The sequence below is a fragment of the Streptomyces sp. NPDC102259 genome (assembly GCF_044766465.1).
In the GTDB taxonomy this organism is placed as follows: Bacteria; Actinomycetota; Actinomycetes; order Streptomycetales; family Streptomycetaceae; genus Streptomyces.
This window is the reverse complement of sequence record NZ_JBIWMA010000044.1, coordinates 1-20721: the sequence shown is the minus strand read 5'-3', so window position 1 is coordinate 20721 and position 20721 is coordinate 1. Positions and strand designations below refer to the sequence as shown.

The 20721-nt window shown below is 68.6% G+C and carries 12 protein-coding genes and 7 pseudogenes; 12 read left to right on the top strand and 7 right to left on the bottom strand.

What is annotated here, in order from left to right; all coding sequences use genetic code 11:
• Positions 1 to 35: 35 nt before the first annotated feature.
• Complete coding sequence (locus ACIRPU_RS42870; protein ID WP_403878229.1) at positions 36 to 1004, top strand: NADP-dependent oxidoreductase; 969 nt, start codon at positions 36 to 38, stop codon at positions 1002 to 1004.
• Here ACIRPU_RS42870 and ACIRPU_RS42865 read toward each other — a convergent pair.
• Positions 999 to 1930, bottom strand: a pseudogene (locus tag ACIRPU_RS42865) (IS701 family transposase); the annotation flags it as partial. The gene ACIRPU_RS42870 and the pseudogene ACIRPU_RS42865 overlap by 6 nt on opposite strands.
• 89 nt (positions 1931 to 2019) lie before the next feature.
• Between ACIRPU_RS42865 and ACIRPU_RS42860 the strand changes: the two are divergent.
• Positions 2020 to 2484, top strand: coding sequence for a hypothetical protein (locus ACIRPU_RS42860; RefSeq protein ID WP_403878226.1), 465 nt, complete (start codon positions 2020 to 2022; stop codon positions 2482 to 2484).
• On the opposite strand, the pseudogene ACIRPU_RS42855 reads toward ACIRPU_RS42860, so the two are convergent.
• Positions 2479 to 3418: pseudogene (locus ACIRPU_RS42855) on the bottom strand (IS5 family transposase). The gene ACIRPU_RS42860 and the pseudogene ACIRPU_RS42855 sit on opposite strands and share 6 nt — an antisense overlap.
• A 186-nt stretch (positions 3419 to 3604) precedes the next feature.
• Here ACIRPU_RS42855 and ACIRPU_RS42850 point away from each other — a divergent pair.
• Both ACIRPU_RS42850 and ACIRPU_RS42845 read left to right on the top strand, forming a co-directional pair.
• The gene (locus ACIRPU_RS42850; RefSeq protein WP_403878223.1) at positions 3605 to 4024 is read left to right on the top strand and encodes an FKBP-type peptidyl-prolyl cis-trans isomerase; all 420 of its coding nucleotides are present in this window, start codon (positions 3605 to 3607) and stop codon (positions 4022 to 4024) included.
• A 110-nt stretch (positions 4025 to 4134) separates the two neighbouring features.
• The gene (locus ACIRPU_RS42845; RefSeq protein ID WP_403878220.1) at positions 4135 to 4515 is read left to right on the top strand and encodes a hypothetical protein; all 381 of its coding nucleotides are present in this window, start codon (positions 4135 to 4137) and stop codon (positions 4513 to 4515) included.
• Positions 4516 to 4605: 90 nt separating this feature from the next.
• Here the strand turns inward: ACIRPU_RS42845 and ACIRPU_RS42840 are convergent.
• Positions 4606 to 4755: pseudogene (locus ACIRPU_RS42840) on the bottom strand (IS5/IS1182 family transposase); the annotation flags it as partial.
• 496 nt (positions 4756 to 5251) lie between these two features.
• Between ACIRPU_RS42840 and ACIRPU_RS42835 the strand changes: the two are divergent.
• The 5 genes and pseudogenes from ACIRPU_RS42835 to ACIRPU_RS42815 all read left to right on the top strand — a co-directional run bounded on the left by ACIRPU_RS42835 (position 5252) and on the right by ACIRPU_RS42815 (position 7760).
• Complete coding sequence (locus tag ACIRPU_RS42835; protein ID WP_403878217.1) at positions 5252 to 5665, top strand: hypothetical protein; 414 nt, start codon at positions 5252 to 5254, stop codon at positions 5663 to 5665.
• A gap of 173 nt (positions 5666 to 5838) precedes the next feature.
• A complete protein-coding gene (locus ACIRPU_RS42830; RefSeq protein WP_403878215.1) occupies positions 5839 to 6063 on the top strand; it encodes a hypothetical protein in 225 nt (74 codons plus the stop codon).
• Positions 6064 to 6147: 84 nt separating this feature from the next.
• Positions 6148 to 6279, top strand: a pseudogene (locus ACIRPU_RS42825) (protein phosphatase); the annotation flags it as partial.
• Between the two features lie 85 nt (positions 6280 to 6364).
• On the top strand, positions 6365 to 7363 hold the full coding sequence (locus ACIRPU_RS42820; RefSeq protein WP_403878212.1) for a hypothetical protein: 999 nt from the start codon (positions 6365 to 6367) through the stop codon (positions 7361 to 7363).
• Between the two features lie 63 nt (positions 7364 to 7426).
• Positions 7427 to 7760, top strand: a pseudogene (locus ACIRPU_RS42815) (glyoxalase superfamily protein).
• Positions 7761 to 9077: 1317 nt separating this feature from the next.
• On the opposite strand, the gene ACIRPU_RS42810 reads toward ACIRPU_RS42815, so the two are convergent.
• Entirely contained in the window at positions 9078 to 13313 is a 4236-nt protein-coding gene (locus ACIRPU_RS42810) for a hypothetical protein (RefSeq protein WP_403878210.1), read from the bottom strand.
• Between the two features lie 55 nt (positions 13314 to 13368).
• Entirely contained in the window at positions 13369 to 16194 is a 2826-nt protein-coding gene (locus ACIRPU_RS42805) for a hypothetical protein (protein ID WP_403878207.1), read from the bottom strand.
• Between the two features lie 211 nt (positions 16195 to 16405).
• On the opposite strand from ACIRPU_RS42805, the pseudogene ACIRPU_RS42800 reads away from it, so the two are divergent.
• Both ACIRPU_RS42800 and ACIRPU_RS42795 read left to right on the top strand, forming a co-directional pair.
• A pseudogene (locus ACIRPU_RS42800) lies at positions 16406 to 17319 on the top strand (transposase family protein).
• Positions 17320 to 17414: 95 nt separating this feature from the next.
• Positions 17415 to 18232 (top strand): IS5 family transposase gene (locus ACIRPU_RS42795; RefSeq protein ID WP_403878204.1). Its coding sequence is split into 2 segments (ribosomal slippage): positions 17415 to 17757 and positions 17757 to 18232, totalling 819 coding nucleotides; the frame shifts between segments, so codons are not numbered across the junction.
• Between the two features lie 30 nt (positions 18233 to 18262).
• Here ACIRPU_RS42795 and ACIRPU_RS42790 read toward each other — a convergent pair.
• Together ACIRPU_RS42790 and ACIRPU_RS42785 are read right to left on the bottom strand one after the other, a co-directional pair.
• A pseudogene (locus ACIRPU_RS42790) lies at positions 18263 to 18431 on the bottom strand (IS5/IS1182 family transposase); the annotation flags it as partial.
• Positions 18432 to 18438: 7 nt separating this feature from the next.
• A complete protein-coding gene (locus tag ACIRPU_RS42785; protein ID WP_403878255.1) occupies positions 18439 to 19476 on the bottom strand; it encodes an alcohol dehydrogenase in 1038 nt (345 codons plus the stop codon).
• A gap of 896 nt (positions 19477 to 20372) precedes the next feature.
• Here ACIRPU_RS42785 and ACIRPU_RS42780 point away from each other — a divergent pair.
• Positions 20373 to 20721: cbb3-type cytochrome c oxidase subunit I (locus ACIRPU_RS42780; protein WP_403878201.1), on the top strand; the 349-nt coding region annotated here is incomplete at its 3' end.

Below are 20721 nucleotides of genomic sequence, written 5' to 3'. Positions count from 1 at the left end.
CCGCAACAAGCGCATCCCGGAAAGAGAACGCCTCCATGTCCCGAACCACCACTGCCCCCACCATGCGCGCTGTCTTCCAGGACACCGCCGGAGACCCAGTCGTCCTCAAGGTCGTCGAGACCCTGCGCCCGTTGCCGGGCCGGGGCGAGATCCTGGTCCGGGTGCACGCGGCGGGTGTGAACCCGGCCGACTGGAAAACCCGGCAGCGGGGGGTATTCGCCGACGGATCGCCGCTCCCCTTCACGCTGGGGTTCGACGTCTCCGGGGTGGTCGAGGAGACCGGCGACGGCGTGACCCTGTTCCAGTCGGGCGACGAGGTCTTCGGGATGCCGCGCTTCCCGCACCCGGCCGGCGCCTACGCCGAGTACGTCACCGCCCCAGCACGCCACTTCGCTCCCCGCCCCCAGGACCTGACCCACATCGAGTCGGGCGCGCTGCCGCTGGCCTCGCTCACCGCCTGGCAGGCCCTCGTCGACACCGCCGACGTCCGGCCCGGCCAGCGCGTCCTCATTCACGCCGCCGCGGGCGGCGTCGGCCATCTGGCCGTCCAGATCGCCAAGGCCCACGGCGCCCATGTGATCGGCACCGCCAGCGCCGCCAAGCACGACCTGCTGCGCTCCCTGGGTGCGGACGAACTCGTCGACTACCGCACCCAGAACTTCGCCGAGACCATCCGCGACGTCGACATCGTCCTGGACACCCTTGGCGGCGCCAACTGGGCCCATTCCATCCGCTCCCTGCGCCGGGGCGGAAGGCTGGTCTCGATACTGCCGCTGGACGACACCTTCCCCCACAAGGAAGCCGAGGCAGCCGGGGTGCGGGCAGGGTTCATGCTCGTCGAGCCCGACCAGCAGGGCCTGCGCGAGATCACCAAGCTGATCGAGGGCGGACGCTTGCGGGTGATCGCCGACGCGGTCTTCCCGCTGGAGGACGTCGCCGCCGCCCACACGCTGGGCGAGACCGGTCGCACCACCGGAAAGATCGTCCTTTCCGTCACGTCGTGACCAGCCCGCCTCCTGCGCTGCGGCCAGGGACTGCTTGCCCGCGGGTCGCACTGTCAGCACCGCGAACCGTGAGGTCAGCGCGCCTTTGCTGCCCTGCCTCCAGGTCACCTCGGTGAACCGCTCCGCACCCGTCTGCGCCGCGAAGACGGACACGGCTCGAGGTGGAGGGCGGTAGCGGGGAAGGGTCGGCGGCCCGAGCCCGCCATAAGCGGGCTGGTGCGGCTCGACATCCTCCGGATGCGCGACTTCCTTCCCGTTCAGGGCCAGGACATAGGACAGCCCCCGCTCCTGAAGACCGAGCCGGAACGGGGTGCTGACGCCGTAGCCGGCGTCGGCGACCACGACCGGCGCCTTCAACTGCCACTCGGCGAGTGTGTCCAGGAGGCCGAGCGCGAGACGCCACTTCTCCCGGTGCACCACGTCGTCGGGGACTCCTGCTCTCTGCGGCATCGGTCCGGCTCGTCCGTCCACTCACGCGGCAGATACAACTGCCATTCCAACGGGTACGAGGCGGCGTCGGTGGCGGCATGGACACTGACCGCGACCTGGCAGTTCGCTCGTTTGCCGACCGCTCCGCAGTACTGGCGGGCCACCCCGGCCGACGCCTTGCCGCACTTGGGGAACCACACATCGTCGATCACCCACACCTCGGGCATGACAACTGCGGACAGCCTCTCGGCGATCCGCCGCCGCACGGGCAGCGGATCCCGCGGCAACTGGCTCACGAACTGCTGCAGAGCCTGCATGTTCACTTCCGGCAGACGCTCGGCCATCGGCTGAACCGACTTGCGCCGCCCGTCGAGCATCAGGCCCCGCAGATGGCACTCGCCCCACCGGCGCTGGTCCCGCCGCGGCAACGACCCGAACACATCGGCAACGAACTCCGCCAACTCGCCCCGGAGCCGCTCCACTTCCCCCAACCTCACCCCGGGAAGCTGCCCACGATCAGGCGTGATCTCTCAAGGTAACGGAGTACTACTAGGAGCTGTCCGGCCGATCATGCGATTCTTGGCTCGTGATTGATCACGGTATTGCTCTGCCGTACTACCGCCTCCATGTGGTGCCTGCCGTCGTGGCGCTGGCGAGCCCGACATGGCAGCGAGAGGTGTGGCTCGATCCGGGTCAGTTCGAGGACCTCAACTACACGGTGCATGTGCTTTTCGACGACTTCTGCGATGCGGACAATCCGTCGCCCTGGCTGGGGCAGTGTCTTCGCAGCGAGGAGGAGGTTGAACTGATGGCAGGTCTTGGTACCGCCTACAACGCGGTGCAGGACTCGATCGGCTCCGCTGCCCGCGACGAGGTCTATCTGAACTCACCAGGCTGGTCTGCCGTAGTCGCCGCGGCAGCCCGGTTGGCCCAGGTGATGGTTTCCAATGATCACTCGGCGTTGAGCAAGCTGCATGACGCCGGCTATCGCTGGCCGCTCGGCGCCGAGCCGGTTGCGTCCGGGACGGATGACCAGCACGGCGATTCATGACCGCAGCCAGATGACCAGGGCCGCAGCGGTGACCGTTCCAAGGAAGACGTAGCCGCGCTTGTCGTACCGCGTTGCCACGGCCCGGGAGTTCTTCAGTCGATTGATGGTCCCTTCGACGGTGTTGCGCTTCTTGTACCGCTCCTCGTCGAAGCCCGGCGGTCGACCGCCTCGTGAACCTTTGCGGAGGCGGGCGGCCTGGCTATCGATCTTCTCCGGAAGTGTGCCGGATACCTCGTCGCTGCACGTACTCGCGGCAGGGGCCGTTGCAGTATCCCTTGCTGCCGCGATGCTGTTGGGTTTCTTGCGGGGCTTGCCCGGACCCAGGCGGAGAACGCGGATCTTCTCCAGTACCGGCACGAACTGCGTGCAGTCCGCTCGTTGTCCTGCGGTGATGATCAGGGACAGCGGGCGGCAGCGGCCGTCGGCACTCAGATGAATCTTGCTGGTGAAACCGCCCCGCGAGCGGCCCAGGCCCTCGCCTCGCTCACCACCTCCACCAGCCGGCCGAGGAGGCTCTGCCACGGCGGCTCGTCCTGATGTTCTGGCCCCTCCTCCCCTTTTGAGCGGCAGGTGCTGGCGGCGGGTCGTTTCTGGCGCCCGCGGCGTGCTGGTGCGCGCGCACGATGGTGGAGCCCACCGAGACGTCCCGGTCGATCTCGCCGACAGCGTCGGCTGCGGCCTGTTCCTGCTGTAGCAGCGTCTCCCAGGTGCCATCCGCCGACCACAATCGATGGCGTTCATAGACCGTCTTCCACGGTCCGAACCGCTCTGGCAGATCGCGCCAGTGCACCCCGGTCCGTACCCGATGCAGAATCCCATCGATCACCTGCCGGTGATCGCGCCATCGTCCCCACCGACCGTTGCCCACCGGCAGGAACGGCTCTAACCGCTCCCACTCCGCGTCTGACAGATCACCGCGCTCTCCCTGCCCCATACCTGAATAACGAGCAGACCAGGCGACAGTCACATGATCGGCCGGACAGCTCCTGGTAGGACTTGGTCAGCTTCACTCGGGGGTGGCGTGTGGGCATTGCCGGTAGCGTGATCGTCTGCCGCATGGAGGGTCCATGTGTGCGGCCGGTCCGTGCGAGGGATTCCGGTGGCGAGCGATGGGACCGTGATGAGCGAACTGACGAAGCCCAGAATCGAGGTTCCGGAGGGTGGTGCGCCCACCGAGCTGACGATCCGGGACCTCGTGGTCGGGGATGGAGCCAAGGCACAACCGGGCCGGGTCGTCCGGGTTCACTATGTGGGTGTCACGTTCGCGTCCGGTAGAGAGTTCGACTCTTCCTGGGAGGAGGACCGGCCGTTCAAGTTCGCCGTGGGCGGTGGCAGGGCCATCAAAGGCTGGGACCGGGGTGTGAGGGGAATGAAGGTCGGCGGCCGACGCGAGATCATCGTTCCCCCGCGTCTCGGCTACGGCGGGCAGTCGCCGGCTCCCTTGATCCCGGCGGGCTCGACGCTGATCTTCGTCGTGGACCTGCTTTCGGTCGTGGGCGGGGCCGCCGAAGCGAGCCCGGGCTCGACCGGCCCGGCCTGAGACCGCGCTTGAGATCTGCCGTGGAGCCGTAGGACCGAGCTCAGGTCGAAGGACCGGAAGGACGATCCCGCCTTGGTGATCGGTAGGATCGCCAGGCTGGAGGGGATGTGATGTTGCAGGTTCTGTACAGCGGGGCAACCAGAGAGCTCGAGCTCTCTGGGACGCGGCAAGGGCTCTTGACGCTCGGGCAGCTGCTGCGGGGGAAGGCCGGAAGCTGTGATCTCTCGGAGAGCCCGCACCCCTTCCCCTACGAGAGGTCGCTGTCCAAGATCGCGTTCCGGGAGGATCCGGAGCGCGACACCGCTTCGATCGTCATGGAGGACCAGGTCCTGCGGATCCAAGGAGGGCGGAAAGCCCTCGACCTCCTCGCCGACAACATCGAAGACTTCGCCTCCGAAGCAGATGCAAGCGATCACTGCCACGTCGACCCCCCGGCATGCGACTACATCGCGCCGGAATCGGACCCACTGGTGATCGCGTTCATGAGGTGAGCGGAGAGCCTTCGGCCACACGGCGGTTGAGAGCCCGCAGGCCTCGGCGCGAGAGAGCGACCGTGGGCCTGGTCGGGTTGCCGGTCGGCCTCGGGTGAGGCGGCGGACCATGACGCCGATCATCGCCCAGCGGATCATCGTCTCCGAATGGGTGGGGCTGGTCTCGTAGTCCCTGGCCAGGCGCCGGTGGGCGGTGAGCCACGAAAAGGTTCGCTCCACCGCCCACCGCTTGGGCTGGACCTCGATCGCGGACTCCTCGGGCCGCGAAGAAGGCGCCGCCCAGGAAGGCTGCGGCGAAGAAGACGGCCCGCGAGCCGAGAAAGTCGGCGTGAGGTGGCAGCACGTGTAGAGCGTTGCCGCTCACACGCCCTAGCTGGGCACTCGCCGCTGTGTGAGCGCTACGACGCCAAGGCCTTCGACGGGCGCGCAGCCGACTCCCACTTCCATCGCGGAAACGGCATCCGTAGAACCTGCACAGCCACTGGATTCCAGGCGAAGGAGTGGCCATGACCTTCAGCATGCGCCGCGCCATGCTCCAGGCGCATGCTGGAGAGGCAGCGACGAACCTAGCTGCGGCGCACACATCCGTTGACACCGCCTTGGTACAGCCGCGGCACGTCAGAAGGTTCTTGGTGGCCTTAAGGGCGCTGGCGCCGAGCGCGCCCGCACGACCTCGCGCCCGAGTATTCCCCGAAGCCCAGGCTCGCCTTGATCGTGACTACGAGGAGGGCGTGTGATGTCGGATCAGTTGAACGCCGCACTTTCGGGACAGGCCACCACAGCGCTTACCGAAGACGTCTCTCTCGCGACTCCACTGGCTGCGCCCCGTATCGCCGGTCGTGACGCTGCTTCGGCAGCTCTCGGTACGTACCAGCAGGCGCTCGCCGCGCCTGAAGCTACTGTCCGGCTCAAGGGAGATGCGGTGGAGGGGGTCGTCTACAGCGCGAGCCCAGGCGGACGAGAGACAGAGATCGTCGCGCTGGCCCGGCGCGACGCTACGGGCCTGGTCGACACGATCGACGTCTACGGTCGGCCGTGGCCGTTCATGGCCGTTCTGCTTGAAGTGATCGCGAAGACAGACCCCGCTCTCGCAGACCCGAGCCTAGGTCCGGACCGTATGTTCCGGAAGGGCCGACACCAGTTTGGGTAGACCATCCAGCCGTCCCGCCGCTGGCGCGGGACGTCACTCTGTACTCCCCGATCCTGCGCGAAGAGCCGACAGGGAAAGCTGTCGTCGGGCCCGTCCTCAAAGCGGCGGCGCAAAGTTTCAGCGACCTCAAGGTACGTACCGTTCTCGGCATTGAGGGCCAGTCGGGATTCGCGGTGGTGATCGACGAATACGTGGTCGGCGGTCACGTTCAGCAACTGGTCGACATCTTTACGCTCAACGAGGCGGGCGAGGTCGGAGGGATCCGAATCTTCACCCGGCCGTGGCTTGTGACCGCCCAGTTCCGTAAGAGTATGTACGCCCTGCTGAAAGACGCTCTCGGCCCCGGATTCTGGGAGGGGCCCGACGCGGAAGAACCCTTGCCGCACTCCATGACATGAGGCTCCGGCCGTGACTCAGGGACGTTCTCCTGGCGACATCCCACGATCACTGCGCCGCTTACGTGGAAGGCCGGGCACAAGACCTGCCTGGCGGTCCTAGACGGCGTCCCCACGGAGGACGCGGTGGCGTACGCGCGCCGGCACTACGACAGCCGCGCCGTCGAGACGCCCTGGCAGAAGCGGTACGTACGCCGCTTCGGCCCCGGGGACCGCTGAGGGCCGCCCGCCCCGATTCGCGGCAGGGGGACCGGCGCGTTTCCCTGGAAGTGTCAGACCCGGCACTTCGGCAAGAGGAGGCGTCATGGACATCCCTCCAGAACTCATCGAGGCGAAGAGAGCCGTGGAATTCGGCCTGCTCGCCCTGCCCGGGGTGAACGCGGTGGGGCTCGGCATGCGCGAGGAGAACGGCGAGCTGTTCGACGAGCTTTCCGTCGTCATCTACGTCGAGGACATGGCGCAGGTGCCGGACGGCCTTCCGGAACGGATCGGCGATGTGGGCGTGTGCATCGTCGAGAGGTCGGTCGAGCCCTGCGGCTTCCCCGACGTCGCCCGCTATCCCGACGTGCGGGGCGGCATCGCGATCAGGAAACCGCACGTGGGGACGGGGACGCTCGGTGCGGTGGTGGTGGACGCGCAGAGCCTGGAGCGGCTCGGCTTGAGCTGCTTCCACGTCACCGGGGACGCCCACGAGGCGTTCCCGCACTCGATCTGGCAGCCCGACAACCCGCCGATCGCCGTAGGAGTCAGCATTGACAAGGACGACAATCTCGGTGGGGTGGAGCGGGTCGACTTCCCGCAGACCGCCCCCTTGCCGTTCTCCCCGATACTGGCCGGGATGTCCGACGCGGCCCTGATCCACCTCGACGTGGCCGCCGCGGCCGGACGACTCCCGTCCCCGGCGATCGCCGACCAGGGCCCGGGACAGCCCAACCTGGTCGGGGCGGTCACCGCGACGGCGGACCTGAACGCGCCCGGCTGGCTGCCGCACCGCATACGGAAACGCGGATTCGCCACGGGCCCTACCAACGGACTGGCCTACCACCGCTTCCTGACCGTCAACTGGGAGCCGGGCGGCCCCAACGCCTTTCTGATCGACCAGGTCGCGGTACTGGGTGACGGCGTCTTCTGCGATCAGGGCGACTCCGGATCCCTGGTCCTGGAGGAGACGGGGCCGACAGCGGTGGGCCTGCTCTGGGGCCGCAACAAACAGAGTGCATTCGCGCCGGCCGGAAAGACGGGCTACTTCACCGAAATCCGCACCGTCCAGGCACAGTTGGGGTTCTCGACGGTGTGGCCTTAGGTCACGCCCAGTGCCGCATCAGGCAGCGTTCGCCGTGCCGGGTGGTCTGCGATGATGGGCTCCATGGACGAGGAAATCATTCCCACTCGTCGCGTCGAGGACGCTGCGGCGGCGGTCGAGTGGTACGAGCGGCTGGGTTTCGCCAAGTAGTGGGAGCACCGCTTCGAAACGGGACTTCCCGCGTTCGTCGAGGTCGCCCGGGGCGGAGTGCGGTTGTTCCTGTCGGAGCATGAGGGCGACGCCCATCCGGACACGTTGGTCTACCTCCGCGTTCGTGATGTCGATGCCATCGCTTCCGAAGTTCGGTGTGCAGGCGAAGGACGCTCCATGGGCGCGTGAGACCGAGCTCTGCGACCCTGACGGCAACCGGATTCGGATCGGCACGCCGAGGGAATGAACATTCGCCGGGGGTAACGAGTTCTGTCTCGACCTCGACTGAGGGGCCGCGAACGTGACTTCGTCCGGTTCGACAGATAACGACAAGTTCTATGAGACGGACCCGGTGGGGGAGGCCGGCCGCGCGGCCGGTGCGGACGCCTGCGGCGGTGCGTACGCCTGGTGGGGCGTCGGCGGGGCCGTGACGCCGCCCGCGTCGCAGGCGACGCAGAGGGGGGCGATAGGGCGATGAGGTTGTGCGTATGGCCCCTACGGGAAGAGGAAGTTGACGAGAGTGGTGTCGACGAGCTGGGACACCGGCTTGAGCTGAGCGGACGTGGTGCCCATGCGGTTCTGGAAGACCGCGACGAAGCGTCTGCCGGTGGACCTTTCGTCGATGATCGCCGCTTCCGAGCACACGACCGCTCCCGTGTTCAGCGGCCCCTGCCCGACCTTCGAGAACACCATGTCGAAGTTCACCGTGGTGTCCTGGTCGAGCATGGAATGACGATTCAGCACCGCCTGTCGCAGCAGGGCCAGCATGGCTTCGTCGCTGTCCCCGTCGACAAGCGGGGTGTTCTGCGCACCAGTCAGACTCCGGCCGCCCAGAAAGGTGAACAGACGCGCCATCTGCCGGGCGGACGTCGCCTGCGCCACGGGCCCGGTGTCGTTGACGCACGGAATGCGCCGGGGCGTGAATCCGTTGGCGAAGTCGCCGCACAGCCACATGCCGTCGGCCGTCTCCGGGCTGCCGGTGGCGCTGTCATCGAAGAACCCCGCCGAGGCCGCGGCCTTGGTGAGATAGCCGAAGCCCAGCCCGTGGATCACCGTGCCGGCGGAAGTGTTGCTGCCGTTGGCGATCGCGTCCGACAGCTTGTCGGAGAACGCGGGAGTGAATTCCACGAAGGAATCTGCTCGCACGTCGAAAACGTCGTCCCAGCGCGGAAGCAGGGTGTTTCCCATGTCCACCCCTCGGAGCTGGGCCACCCGCTGCGCGTCGATGAGCGGATTGAACGTGTCGCGCAGCATGGTGATGACGTCGGCCGGAGGCGGTCGTGCGTCGAAGGAATCCACCAGTTCGTTCGCGGCGCGCAGCAGTTCGTGTGCCGCCCACATGGCGGTGGCCTTCAGCAGGCTCGCCGAGTAGTGGACCTCGAGTTCGAGCTGTCCGGTGAAGAAGTGCGGCTCCTGCTGGTTGAGGGCCACGACGACGACCGGCTCGCTGCCGAGCGCCTGCCCGGACGGGGTCTGCTTCGCGTCGTGGAACGCCTTGTCCAGACCGGCGTCCCGCTCCAGCAGGTCGTCCTTGAGATCCGGGAACAGCCCCATGGCCGCCTCCTCAGTGGTGGGGACCGTGCGGCCCGCCGTGAGGCCCTCCGTGCGGTCCGTCGTGGGGCCCGCCGTGGGGACCGTCATGTGGACCGTGCGGGCCGTCATGTGGACCGTGCGGGCCGTGCGGGCCGTGCGGCCCGTCATGTGGCCCATGATGAGGCCCGTGCGGGCCAGGGTGCGGGCCGTCGTGGTGCGGTGATTCCACATCCACCGTGTCCATGTACACGACGCTGCCCTGCGTCCCCGACTCCGGATCCTCGGGATGGTAGGCGACCGTGACCGCCTCCTCGACGACCAGGAGCCTCCGGGCCGCCCCGCTGTCCGGCCCACCGCCCGGAAGGGGCAGCTGCCCCGTGTAGTCGGAGGCGGAGAGGGAGACGTCGTCGACGCGGTCGAGTGGGGACGCGCTGTCCTCCAGGGTGAACCAGGCGACGGCGTCGTCGTCGAGTTCCGGATCGCGCTCTTGGAGGAACGCCGTCGCCCTGGCGGGACGCACGCCCGTGTCGGCCCCGCCGGGCACGGTGTAGTTGGGACCGGACAGCTGGACGAGCAGGGGATCCGTGCCGGCCACGGTGAGGACGCGCTCGGGGAGGACCCTCAGGTTGTCCGTGAGCACGACCTGCGACAGATGGTCACCAGGCAGGGAGTCGGGCTGGAAGCGCGTCAACGCCAGCCGGACGAACGGGAAGTAGGCGCCCCCGGTGTCGAGATCGATGTCGCAGAACCAGCGGCCGGCATCCCGGTCGAACCGAGGCTCGTAGCCGACGGCCGTGACCGTGAAGCCGGCGGTGAAGTCCGAGGGCTCCGGCAAGGGGAGGCCCGCCGCGACCGTCGCGGCGCCGGGGAAGGCGGACGCCGTCGGCGCGCTGACTGGCGCCGAGACGTGGATGGGGTCGCGGCCCATCACGCTGATGAAGGGGTACGAGGACTCTGGCGCGTCGCTCCCCTCGTCGCGGACCAGCACCCCGAGCAACTCGCCCTCGCCGGAGGAGAACCACGGCCGCTCCAGATAGACCCGCAGGCCGCCGAGCCGACGGCGGGTGAGCGTGCCGGGCAGGGAACCGGACGCGTCGAAGGACTGGGTCGGCACGACGTCGATCACCTTGGGCGCCGCCGGCTTGGCGCTGCTGAACACCGTGTGCGTGACGTCGACCGGCTGCTCACCCGGCCGGGACAGCAACTGCTGCTCGGGATGGTCCCCGAAATCGGCCGGGAAGCTGTCGGCGAACGGCGTGGTCGCCACCACGTGGTACCGCACCGTCCGGTGCTTCGTATCGCCGAACTCCTGCTTCTGCAAGGTCGGCGGAATGCTGCTGTCGCCGTCGGCGCGCGCCTGCTCTGCCGCCCGGGTGTTGAAGAACAGCGTGCCGCCGGCCAGGACGAAGGGGAGGGAGGCAGGGTCGTCGGGGACGTCGCTCCCCTCGAGCGGCGGCTTCGGCAGCGTCAGCCCGAAGACCGGCGCCGCACGGTCCTGCGGCGTACCGGGCTCCTCCTGCGCCGGGTCGTCGGTCACCTCGGTCCACTCCGCGAACAGATCGATCCGGTCGGTGCTCGCGGGGTCCACGCCGACCGTTCCCGACAGGTGCTCGGCGGTCTCGCCGTGATCACGCCCCGCGAGGTCCGGGATCTCCAGGACGGGCGCCATCAGGGGGTGCTGCACGGCATGGACCAGAGTGAGCTCGTACCAGGGCGTGAGCATCCAGTGACGGCCGCTCCGGGCCGCGTTCATGATGGCGGCGAAGCCGTCGCTGCTGTCGCCCAGCTCGTCGTGGCACCAGCGCAGCATGCCCATGATCCCTTCGTCGACGCGGACCTTGGAGCTGACCCGTACGAGGGCCACCGCCGCCTTGGGCAGCGAGACCGTCAGCACGCGGGCGGCTGCGGCGAGAACCGGCGGCCCGGACCCCTCGACGACCCGCAGCCGCAACGACCGGGGCGTGTGCCACTGCGCACCGGCCCACGGCACCTCGAAGGGCTCGTCCCGCTGGTTCTCGGGCAGGCCCGGCAGCCCGTGGAAGACCACGCCCAGCGACAGTGGATCGGGCAGGTACGGCACCTGGATCGACTCCCCGGTGTGCAGCGTGTAGCCGCCGGGGTGCCCCGGGGTATCGGGCGCCGCCCGGAAGCCGGGCAGCCCGGGATCGTCGAGACTGCCCGACTCCCGTACGGCGAGCTGGTACACCGCCTGCCGGGTCGTCGAGTTGCCGGAGGCGATCGCGTCGTCGAGCTTGCCGTGGCGTTCGACGCACTCCAGCGACGCCTTCGGAGCCACCAGATGCCGTTCGTCGACGGGCAGGTACGGCGGATGCGTCCCGTCGGCGACCAGCGGGGATGCGTTGAAGGCGGCGGCGTACGCGGCGGTGGACTGCCCGTCGTCGCTGCGGATCACCATCCGGTGCGCGCCGGTTCCCTCCAGGAAGGGGGAGCGCGGCAGCAGCAGGGGGGCCGGGACCGGTTCGTGCCGCCGGAAGGTCGTCCCGCCGACGGGCAGCGCCAGATCGTCCTGGTCCATCCGGTCCGTCGCCTGGTCCACGGTGGGGCCGTTGCCCGCCAGGTCGACGGTGCGGACACGGAGTTTGTACTGAGCACCGAAGCGCAGCCGGGGCAGGCTGCCCGGCTTCGGAGCGGTCTCGATCTCCAGTGGCAGCTTCGTGAATGCCTCATTGCGAACGGGCTGCGGTCCCGTTGTCGGGTCCGGTGTACCGGGGCCGCCGTTCGGGTCGTAACCGTCGACCATCACATTGCCCGGCAGGGGAGCCGACAGGGCCCAGCCGTTCCAGGTGACCATGTGCTCGTGCACATGGACGCGGCCGTCGGGCCCGTCCGGCTGCATCAGGCCGGTCTGCACGAAACCCTCGTCCGTGACGGGGGGAACGATGGGCGGAGTGCCCGCCTGCGCGCCGGGCGAGTTGTAGCTCACGATGCGTTCGTTCAAGGACCGCCACTTCCCCCGGTCGTTGACGTCGACCCGGTAGCCCCGCACCAGGTCCTCCGAGGTGAACGTGGTCAGGCCGTCATCGTCCCGCTGCCGGTGCTGGTCGGCGGCGTGCAGGAGATCGGACTGGAGGGCCTGTGCGTGGCCGGTGTGGACGAGGGCGAGGCCGGTGGTCCGTACGGTCGGCGGCGCGGCGGGGGCGGGTGAGCCCTCGGGCGGCGCATCGGCGGCGGCGGATGCGGCGAGCAGCTTCAGGTTCGTACCGTCCGTGTCGGTCTGCTCGATGCGGTACGTGTCGGGCCGTTCGACGCCGTCGTCACTCTCGCTGACGGGCAGCGCGAGCAGCCCGCGGGCGGGCGGACCCAGCGGATCGGATCCGGAGGCGGCGGCGCAGAAGTTTCCGTCCTGGTCCAGGACGTACAACGTGGTCGGCGTGTCCGGGACATTGGCGGAGTCCGGGAGCGCCGACGGGACGGTGGGGACGAGCACCAGGCCCAGCCCCCCATGGGTGCGCGGCAGTTGGTCGACCGGCAGGGCCAGGTCGATGACCAGGCCGAGGCGGCGCAGCAGCGCCGGATGGTCGCCGAGGGCGGAGAGCATCTGGTGGAAGTCAGGCTTGGGCCTATCGGGCCGCGGCGGCGGCTCCGGCAGCTCGCCCGCCCCGGTGGACCCGTCCCGTATCTGCGGATGGAAAGCGAGGAACTGCTCCTGGGCCGAGGAGAGATCCGGCTGTACGTTGCCGGTGGGGTCGTCGGCGGCTCGTGCGTCGGCGTCGTCGAGCTTCCCGGCGACGTTCTGCAGGGTGTCGGGCATGTCCTCGCTCGAGGGGAATCCGGCGAACCCGCTCATGGCCGCGGGGTCCGGCAGCTCGGTCGGCGAGGCGGACGCGATGTCGGCGTAGGCCCGACGGCCCGCTCTGGCCAGGTCCGCCGCCGCATAGGTCACTTTCGCCCGTGGCGCGTAGTCGTCGAAGGCGAAGGAATCCAGCGGGGTGTCCGGGTGGAAGAACCGCTTCCAGAGGTTCGAGTCGGCGGGATTCCCGGCGAGGGTGAGTGGGCCGAACGGCGCACCGGCCGCCGTGCTGCGCCCGGTGCCCTCGTCCACGGTCGCGGTGTCGAGCATGAACCGGGCGTTCGCCAGGAGCGCCGGCCAGTCGAGGAAGTCCTCGAACGGGGCGAGGGTCGCCCCCTGGCCGTCGCCGTCGACGCTCAGCCGGGGCGCCACGAACACCGAGACCAGGGCCTGGGTCCCGTCGGGCGACAGGCCGGCCGGCAGGACGACCCACTGGATGCGCTGTTCGATCGTCACGAGTGGATTCCCCTTCGTCTCGTTCGTCCCGCGCGGATCCCGTGGCGCGCCCGGCTCAGGGGGCGAAGGCCAGGCAGTAGGTGTCCCAGTGGCCCGGCTTCACACAGTCGGCGAAGCTCGGATCGCCCGAGCCGCCGAAGCGGCGTTGCAGTCCGAGGGAGACGGACTTGCTGAAGAACGCCACCTTCACACTGACGGTGAGGGTGCCCTCGCCGTACACTTCCGTACGGTTGCCGGACTTGACGTACGTGAGCTTCAGATAGAACTCCACGGACACGCTGACCAGACCCAGCACGGACAGATAGCCGCCGCAGCGCAGATACCCGGTGAGCTGCACCGCCTGATCGCTGTACGCGAAGTAGATCCCCGCCATCAGATGGACGCCGCCGCTGGCGACCCCGAGATCGAGCGAGGTGTTGCCGCCGAACTCCAGTGACCCCTCGATGAGTTGGATACCGGCCGGGCTGACCGTCAGCGAGAAGAACCCGCCGCCGCCGAAGATGCCGACGCTCAGGTTGAACGGGTGGAACCGCTCGGCGACCGAGAAGCGGAAGGTGACCACCTGCCGGTCGTCTAACGGGATCCGCAGCTCCGCGCCGAGCGTCACATTGCTCAGGCTGAAGGCGCCGAACTGCACGGCGGGAACGGCGAGGGTGTATCCCGCCTTGATCCCGCTCTGGTCGACGTCCACGTAGGCGCCCTTGCCGAAGCCATCCTTCGGCAGCAGTTCCTTGAGCGTGTTGATGAATTCCAGCGCGCTCTTGAAGCCGACCTGCAGACCGGAGGCGTTGAGGACCGGCCGGCTGCCCGGCTTCGTGACGAACTCGATCCGGCCGAAGTCGACGGTCAGGAGGCCGGCGAAGTCCAGGCCGAAGCCGGTCAGTACGCCGCGTACGGTCGACTTCTGCGCGGCGTCCGGCGTGCAGACGGTGGTGGCCTCCAGCGTGAGAGAGGCGTTCTTCAGGTTGATCGCGGCGAAGTCGGCCCCGGGCACCAACGGGGTCCGGCCCTGATGGAGCGCGGGCGTCCACAAGTAGCGCAGTTCCCGGCCGTTCGCCAGTTCGCGGGCCCGCAGGATCGGCACGGGCAGCAGACCCCTCGCCAGCCGGTCGGCGATGATCTCGTCGGCGTGCGGGCCGGTCAGCTGGGCCAGACCGTTGATTCCGGCGGGAGCGACTGGCTCGAGCAGTTTGAACAGGTCGACCGAGCCGAGCAGTTTGGCGTCGCCGAAGATGCGCTGGAGCTGGTCCACACTGACAGCGTTCGCGGCACCGGCGAAGTCCTGTGGCAGCAGCCCCGCCTTCGCCGTGATCGCCTGGACCACCGAGGACGGCTGCGCGAGACCGCCGGCCTTCTCCGCGGCGAAGCTCACGGCCAGCGGGTCGACCAGGTCGAGGAAGGCGGAGCTGGGACCCGCGGCGGCGAACCCGTTGGCGACGTAATCCCGGCGCAGGGCGACCTGCCGCTCGGCGGGCGAACCGGTGAGCTGCTCCACGGCGTGTACCCGGGCCGTGGCAAGCTGCATCTCCGGCAGTGCGCCCAGCGGATGACCGGACACGGGGGCCATCGTGAAGGTGAGCGACCCGACCGGCATGCTCGTGGCGCCGGACTCCACGCCGTCCGGCAGCGGCGTCAGGGCCATGGTCTGGCCCTGGAGCGTGACCCGGCGAAAGTCCTCGGGAGCGGAGCCGTAGATCCCGGCCACGTCCACGCTGGAGACTTCGTTCAGCGTGAAGAACATCAGCGGCATGGTGAACGTGACGTGGCGCTGCTCGCTGTCGGTGCCGACGACGGTGAAGCGGAACGGCTCACCGGACCCCTCCAGCTTCACCCGGTGGGTGTTGTCGGCGGGGGCGAGCGGTGGAGTGATGGTGTCGGTGATGCGCAGCGCCGCGAACGGCATGCTCTGGCCCACATGGTGATAGTCGACTCCCTCCCCGTACGTCTGCTCGGGCTGGGTGACGGTGATGCGGTCCTCCCTCACCAGGTACGCGACCACCGTGCCGTCCCCTTGGGCCACGAACCTGCGCTTGGCGGTCTTCGTGCGGACCGCCGCGTGGCCCGAACTCAGGAAGCCGCGTTCGACGACCCGTACGTACTGGTCCCGGCCCAGTTCCGCCTCGTGGTGATAGCCCTGCAGAGAGATCCCCGGCAGCGGCGCGAAGTCGCCGCTCATCCGGACGCACGCGCCGAGCGGGGTGAGGATGAAGCGTTCGGCGCGCAGCGGCTCACGCTGGAATCCCTCGACCGGCACGCCGTTGAAGATCAGCTCGCCGGCGCTGGTGACCTTGATGAGGTCCCGCAGGTTGTCGTCACTGATGGGGGAGCTGATGCGCTGCGGAGTGTCCGTGAAGGCGGCGAATGCCTTGAGCAGCCCCTCGGCTCCGTCCTGTCTCGTCAACGCCGCGCGCCACAGCGGTGCGTGCCCGTCCTCGGACACCGGGCCGTGCGCGAAGGACCATCCGCTGTCCCCCTCGGTCCCCAGCAGGAGGCGGGCGGGGAACTCGATCGCGGTGCGCGGCAGTCCGCTGAAGACGGAGATCTCGCCGTCGTCGGGAGGTATGGACACCGGTACGGAGGTGTTCTGCAGGAGTTCCCAGGCCAGCAGCGCCTCCGAGGCGAGGTCGATGCCGTCCTCGCCGTCCGGGAGCAGCAACGCCAGCCTGCTCGTCCCGGCCGAGACCGCCGGGACCGTCGGCGGGAAGGCACCGCGCACGTCCGACTCGCCGACGTGCTGCGGCGGAAGCGCGAAGAGCAGCACCGCCGGTTCGTCCGCGTTCTCGCGCACCAGCCGGGAGCCGTCGCGCTCAAGGTTGATCACCGAAACATGCAGCAGGAGCATGTCCTCGACCCGCAGAATGGTGAACGGATCGGCAGTCATCGCGGCACCGCCTTCTGTCGGCCGTCCCTGTTCTTCAGTGTGGCAAACGGGTGAGGTGTATGCATCTTTTGTCGGCTTCGGGGCGGGCTCGGTCCGTGCGGTGCACCCGGGCTCGGTGCGGTCGTTCGCCGGTGAACGGCCTAACGAGTTGGTGCGTGATAGTGGGTGAGGTGTCGTGCCAGGTGGATGGCATGATCCCGCCGTGGCGATCATGGTCAATCGGGCGGTGCTGGCGCATCGGCTGTTCACGGGGATCTCTCGGCGTCATCTCGCGCGTCTGGTCGAGGAGTTGGCCGAGCCGTGGCAGGCCGGGGTCGAGGGTCGTCGCCATGCGACGCGGGGCGGGGCCAGGAAGCGGGCCGCGGGTGCCGGCGCCAGCCATCAACTGGTGTTCGTCGACCGGCTGGTGGCCACGCTGATCCATCTGCGGCACGACCTGCCGCACTCGGTGCTGGGGCTGCTGTTCGGTGTCGACCGTTCCACCGTCACCCGGGCGATCGGAGAGGTGCGCACGCTCTTGGCGGAGCGGGGGTGCGCGGTTCCCGACCGTCCCGGCCTGCGGCTTCGGACGCTGACGGATGTATTTGCCTACGCCCAGGCCGAAGGCGTCGAGCTGCGTTTGGACGCCACCGAGATCCAGGTCCGCCGGCCACCGGCCAGTCGCGGCGGCCGACGCGCGTTCGTCTCGGGCAAGAAGAAGCAGAACACGATGAAGGCGACCGTCATCGCCGACTGGCAAGGCCGCACGTTATGGACCGACGCCCTGCGACCTGGGCGTATGCACGACGCCACGGCGGCCCGCAACGAAGGCATCGCCGTCTGCTTCCGGCACTTCCCCGACGTCGAGGTCCTCCTGGACGACGGCTACCTCGGCCTGAGCCGCGACCACCGCGGCCAAGCGATCACACCACCCAGAAAGCCCCGGCCGGGAGCATTGCCCGGCAGAGTCGAGCAGTGGGACGCGACCGCCACGAACACTCCTCGGACCGCATCACCGTCGAACACGCCCTCGCCGACCACAAACGCTGGAAACAACTGACCCGCTGGACACATCGCCGCGACCGCCTGCCCGACACCTACCGCGCCATCGCCGGCCTCGTCTCCGACCGCACCGCCAACATCTGAAGGCCGCCGTAAGCAAGACCAACACACCTCACCCACTATCACGCACCAACTCGTAAGACCGTGTCCTACGTGGTGAGGCGGTCGTTGGTCCGGTCATGGGGCGGGGTACGTGGAGTTGGATTGTTCCGGACGGACTGTGGGAGATCGCAAAGCCGCTGATCCCAGCGTCGAAGGTGCGGCCGCAGGGCGGCGGAACGCAGGACACACCTGATGAGACGCTGTTCGCGGCCATCGTCTACGTGCTGGTCAGCGGCTGCGCCTGGCGCCAACTGCCGCCCTGCTTCGGCATATCGAAGTCGACGGCTCACCGCCGCTTCCTGATCTGGTCGAGAGCCGGCGTCTGGGGCCGCCTGCACGAGGCGGTGGTGCACCGGCTCGACGACGCCGACCTCATCGATGTCACCCGCGTCGTCCTCGACACCGCCCACGTCCGCGCTAAAAAGGGGGCGAACACACAGGTCCGAGCCCCGTGGACCGCGGCAAGCCGGGCTCCAGGATGCACATCCTGTCGGACGCGAACGAACTGCCCCTCCTCGTCGGCATCTCTGCCGGCAACACCCACGACAGCGTAGGGCTGAAGCCCATGGTCGAGGGCCACCAAACGAGACACGACCCCCACAGAGGCCGGTACTTCAAGCCCCAGCGCCTACACGCGGACAAGGCCTACGACCGTGCTGATCTGCGGAAATGGTTACGCGGCAAGCCCATCGGAGTGCGGATCGCGCGCAAAGGCATCGAATCCAGCGAACGATTGGGCCGCCGCCGCTGGGTCATCGAGCGCACGATGTCCTGGCTGTCCGGCTACCGACGTCTGAGCCCTCGCTACGAGCGCGATCCCCGCAACTACCTGGCCTTTCTCGGCCTGGCCGCCGCCCTCTGCTGCTACGAACGACTCGTCCGCCTCAGCACGTAGGACACGGTCTAAGGACTGTCCGGCGGATCACTAACGGATCCACAGCCGGAATCGCGGCGACAGCGACCGTCCCGTGAAAGACGAACGCTCTCTTGGCGTACCGGGTCGCCACGGCCCGGAAGCCCTTGAGCGCGTTGATCGTCCGCTCAACTTCGTTCCTGCGGGTATAGAGCGCCCATTCGTCGAAGCGTCCAGCTGGAACCCAGTTACCGGACGCCTGTTGGCCGCGTGGTGAGCACCATCCGGAAGCGGGCGGCGCCGGACAACATCCTCTTGTACGCCTCATCTGCTTGGTCCAGCGGCACGGTCTCGATCATAGGGCGGATCCCGTGCAGGGCGCTGAACGCCATGGTGTCCTGCACGTCCTGGGCGGTGCCGGACGGGTGGCCGCGGATGACTTTGCCACTCATGAGGAGCTGGTTCGGGCTGATTCCAAGCGGCTCGGCGTCGGCGCCGATGACCACAAGCTCGCCGCGGGGGCGGAGCCCTTCCACAGTCGCCGTGATAGCCGCGGAGTTTGCTGCAGTGGCCAGAACTACTCTGGCGCCACCGAGTGACCGCAGCGCGTCCGCGACCGTGGTGTCCGCCGTGCTGTCGACGTAATGGTGGGCGCCGAGCTGCTTGGCGAAGTCGGCCTTGTCCGGTCCGCGGGCGATGGCAACGGTCTCGAACCCCATCGCGGCCGCATACTTCGTTCCCAGGTGGCCAAGGCCGCCGATGCCGAGTACGGCGACCAGATCGCCAGGCCGTGCGGAGCTGCGGCGCAGTCCGTTGTACACAGTCACCCCAGCACAGGCCAGGGGCGCCGCATCGGTCGCCGCCAGGGCGTCGGGGATCCGGGCCAGGGCGTCGGCCGGTGCGATCACCGTGTCGGCGAACCCCCCGTCGTATGCCCACCCGGGTACCTTCAGGTTCTCACACACGATGAAGTCGCCTTGTCTGCACGGTGTGCAGTGCCAGCAACTGCCGCCGAACCAGCCCACGGCCACACGGTCGCCCACCCGCCAGCCGCCGTATGTTCCCTCGCCGACCTCTTCGATACGCCCGGCGATCTCGTGCCCGGGGACCAGGGGGAACCGGACGCCAGGCAGGAGGGCATTCACGAATGCGGCGTCGCTGTGGCAGATACCGCACGCCTCCACAGCGATCCTGACGTGTCCGGGACCGGGCTGCGGTACCTCACGCTCGACGATCTCCAAGGGGCCGCCGGCCGCTGCGGCCTGCGCCACTCGATGGGCACTCATCTGGATCTCTCCGTGGTAGGCGTGTATGGGCACCCCTACGTCCAGCAGACCAGCTCTGAGCCCATCACGCACGCTGGACCAATGCAGGTGGACATTCGGACGAACTGGACGGCTCCGTCGAACGCCTGGCCAAACGCATCGCCGGCGAGCAGAGCCAGCCACAGCGCGAACCCGGGGCGGCCTCTGGTCGTTGGGCGGGCATGACGACGCACGCCCCATTGCACGCCCCCCTGGGCCGACCCGGACCAGGTCACGGGAGGCCGCAGCCGTCGACCTGGCCATCGCTTACCTCACCGATGCCGTGCCCGCCGCGCCGGAGCTTGCCCCGCTCGCCGCGGCCTACATGGAGCAGCAGGCCTCCGGCCTGCTGACGGGCGCGGTGACGCTGGACCCTCCGGTCCAAGGGCATGACCGTTTCGCAGACGGCCATCCGCCACAGTGAGTGCCGCCCCGCCCGCCGTGCTGTGGGGGCGGGGGTCGGGCGGTGAAAGGCGGGGTCGGCCGTGGGCTGAGGTCCGCGCGCAGCGTACCAAGCGGACCGGCTAGGGCCTGTTGCGAAAGTGCTGGTAGCGGCTGCTGTGATTGATGGCACGCATCCGCGATCCTCCCCGCCTGCCGTGATCTGGCGGCCCTGGGGCAGCACGATCTCAGATGCCTGGCACGCGCTGGCGGTTCTGGACGACGAGCCCCTTGTGTGCTGCACAGGCCTACCGGAACCCGGTTCGAGGTGGGCAGCGCCGGTATTGGGACGCCGGTTGCTCCGTCCGGGTGCATCAGTCACGCGATCGGCCGCTCGTCGGCCGCTCTGTGCGCGAGTGCTGCCCTTGCGCAGCAAGGATGACGGTAGCTGACGTCATGGCGTCAGCGGACCGCGAACATCGAGAGACGGACGATCTGTGAGCATCCTCGACGGACCCCAACCCCACGGTGCCAAGGCAGCCGAGGACGCGTACCAGAATGAACTGCCCGTCAGGGGTAGGCAGCCCGGCAATGTGGTGGTGAAGTGGCTGACGACCACCGACCACAAGACCATCGGCACCCTGTACCTGACCACATCGTTCGCGTTCTTCCTGATCGGTGGCGTGATGGCGTTGCTCATGCGCGCCGAGCTCGCCCGTCCGGGCATCCAGATCGTCTCGAACGAGCAGTACAACCAGGCGTTCACGATGCACGGCACGATCATGCTGCTGATGTTCGCGACGCCGCTGTTCGCCGGCTTCACGAACTGGATCATGCCGCTCCAGA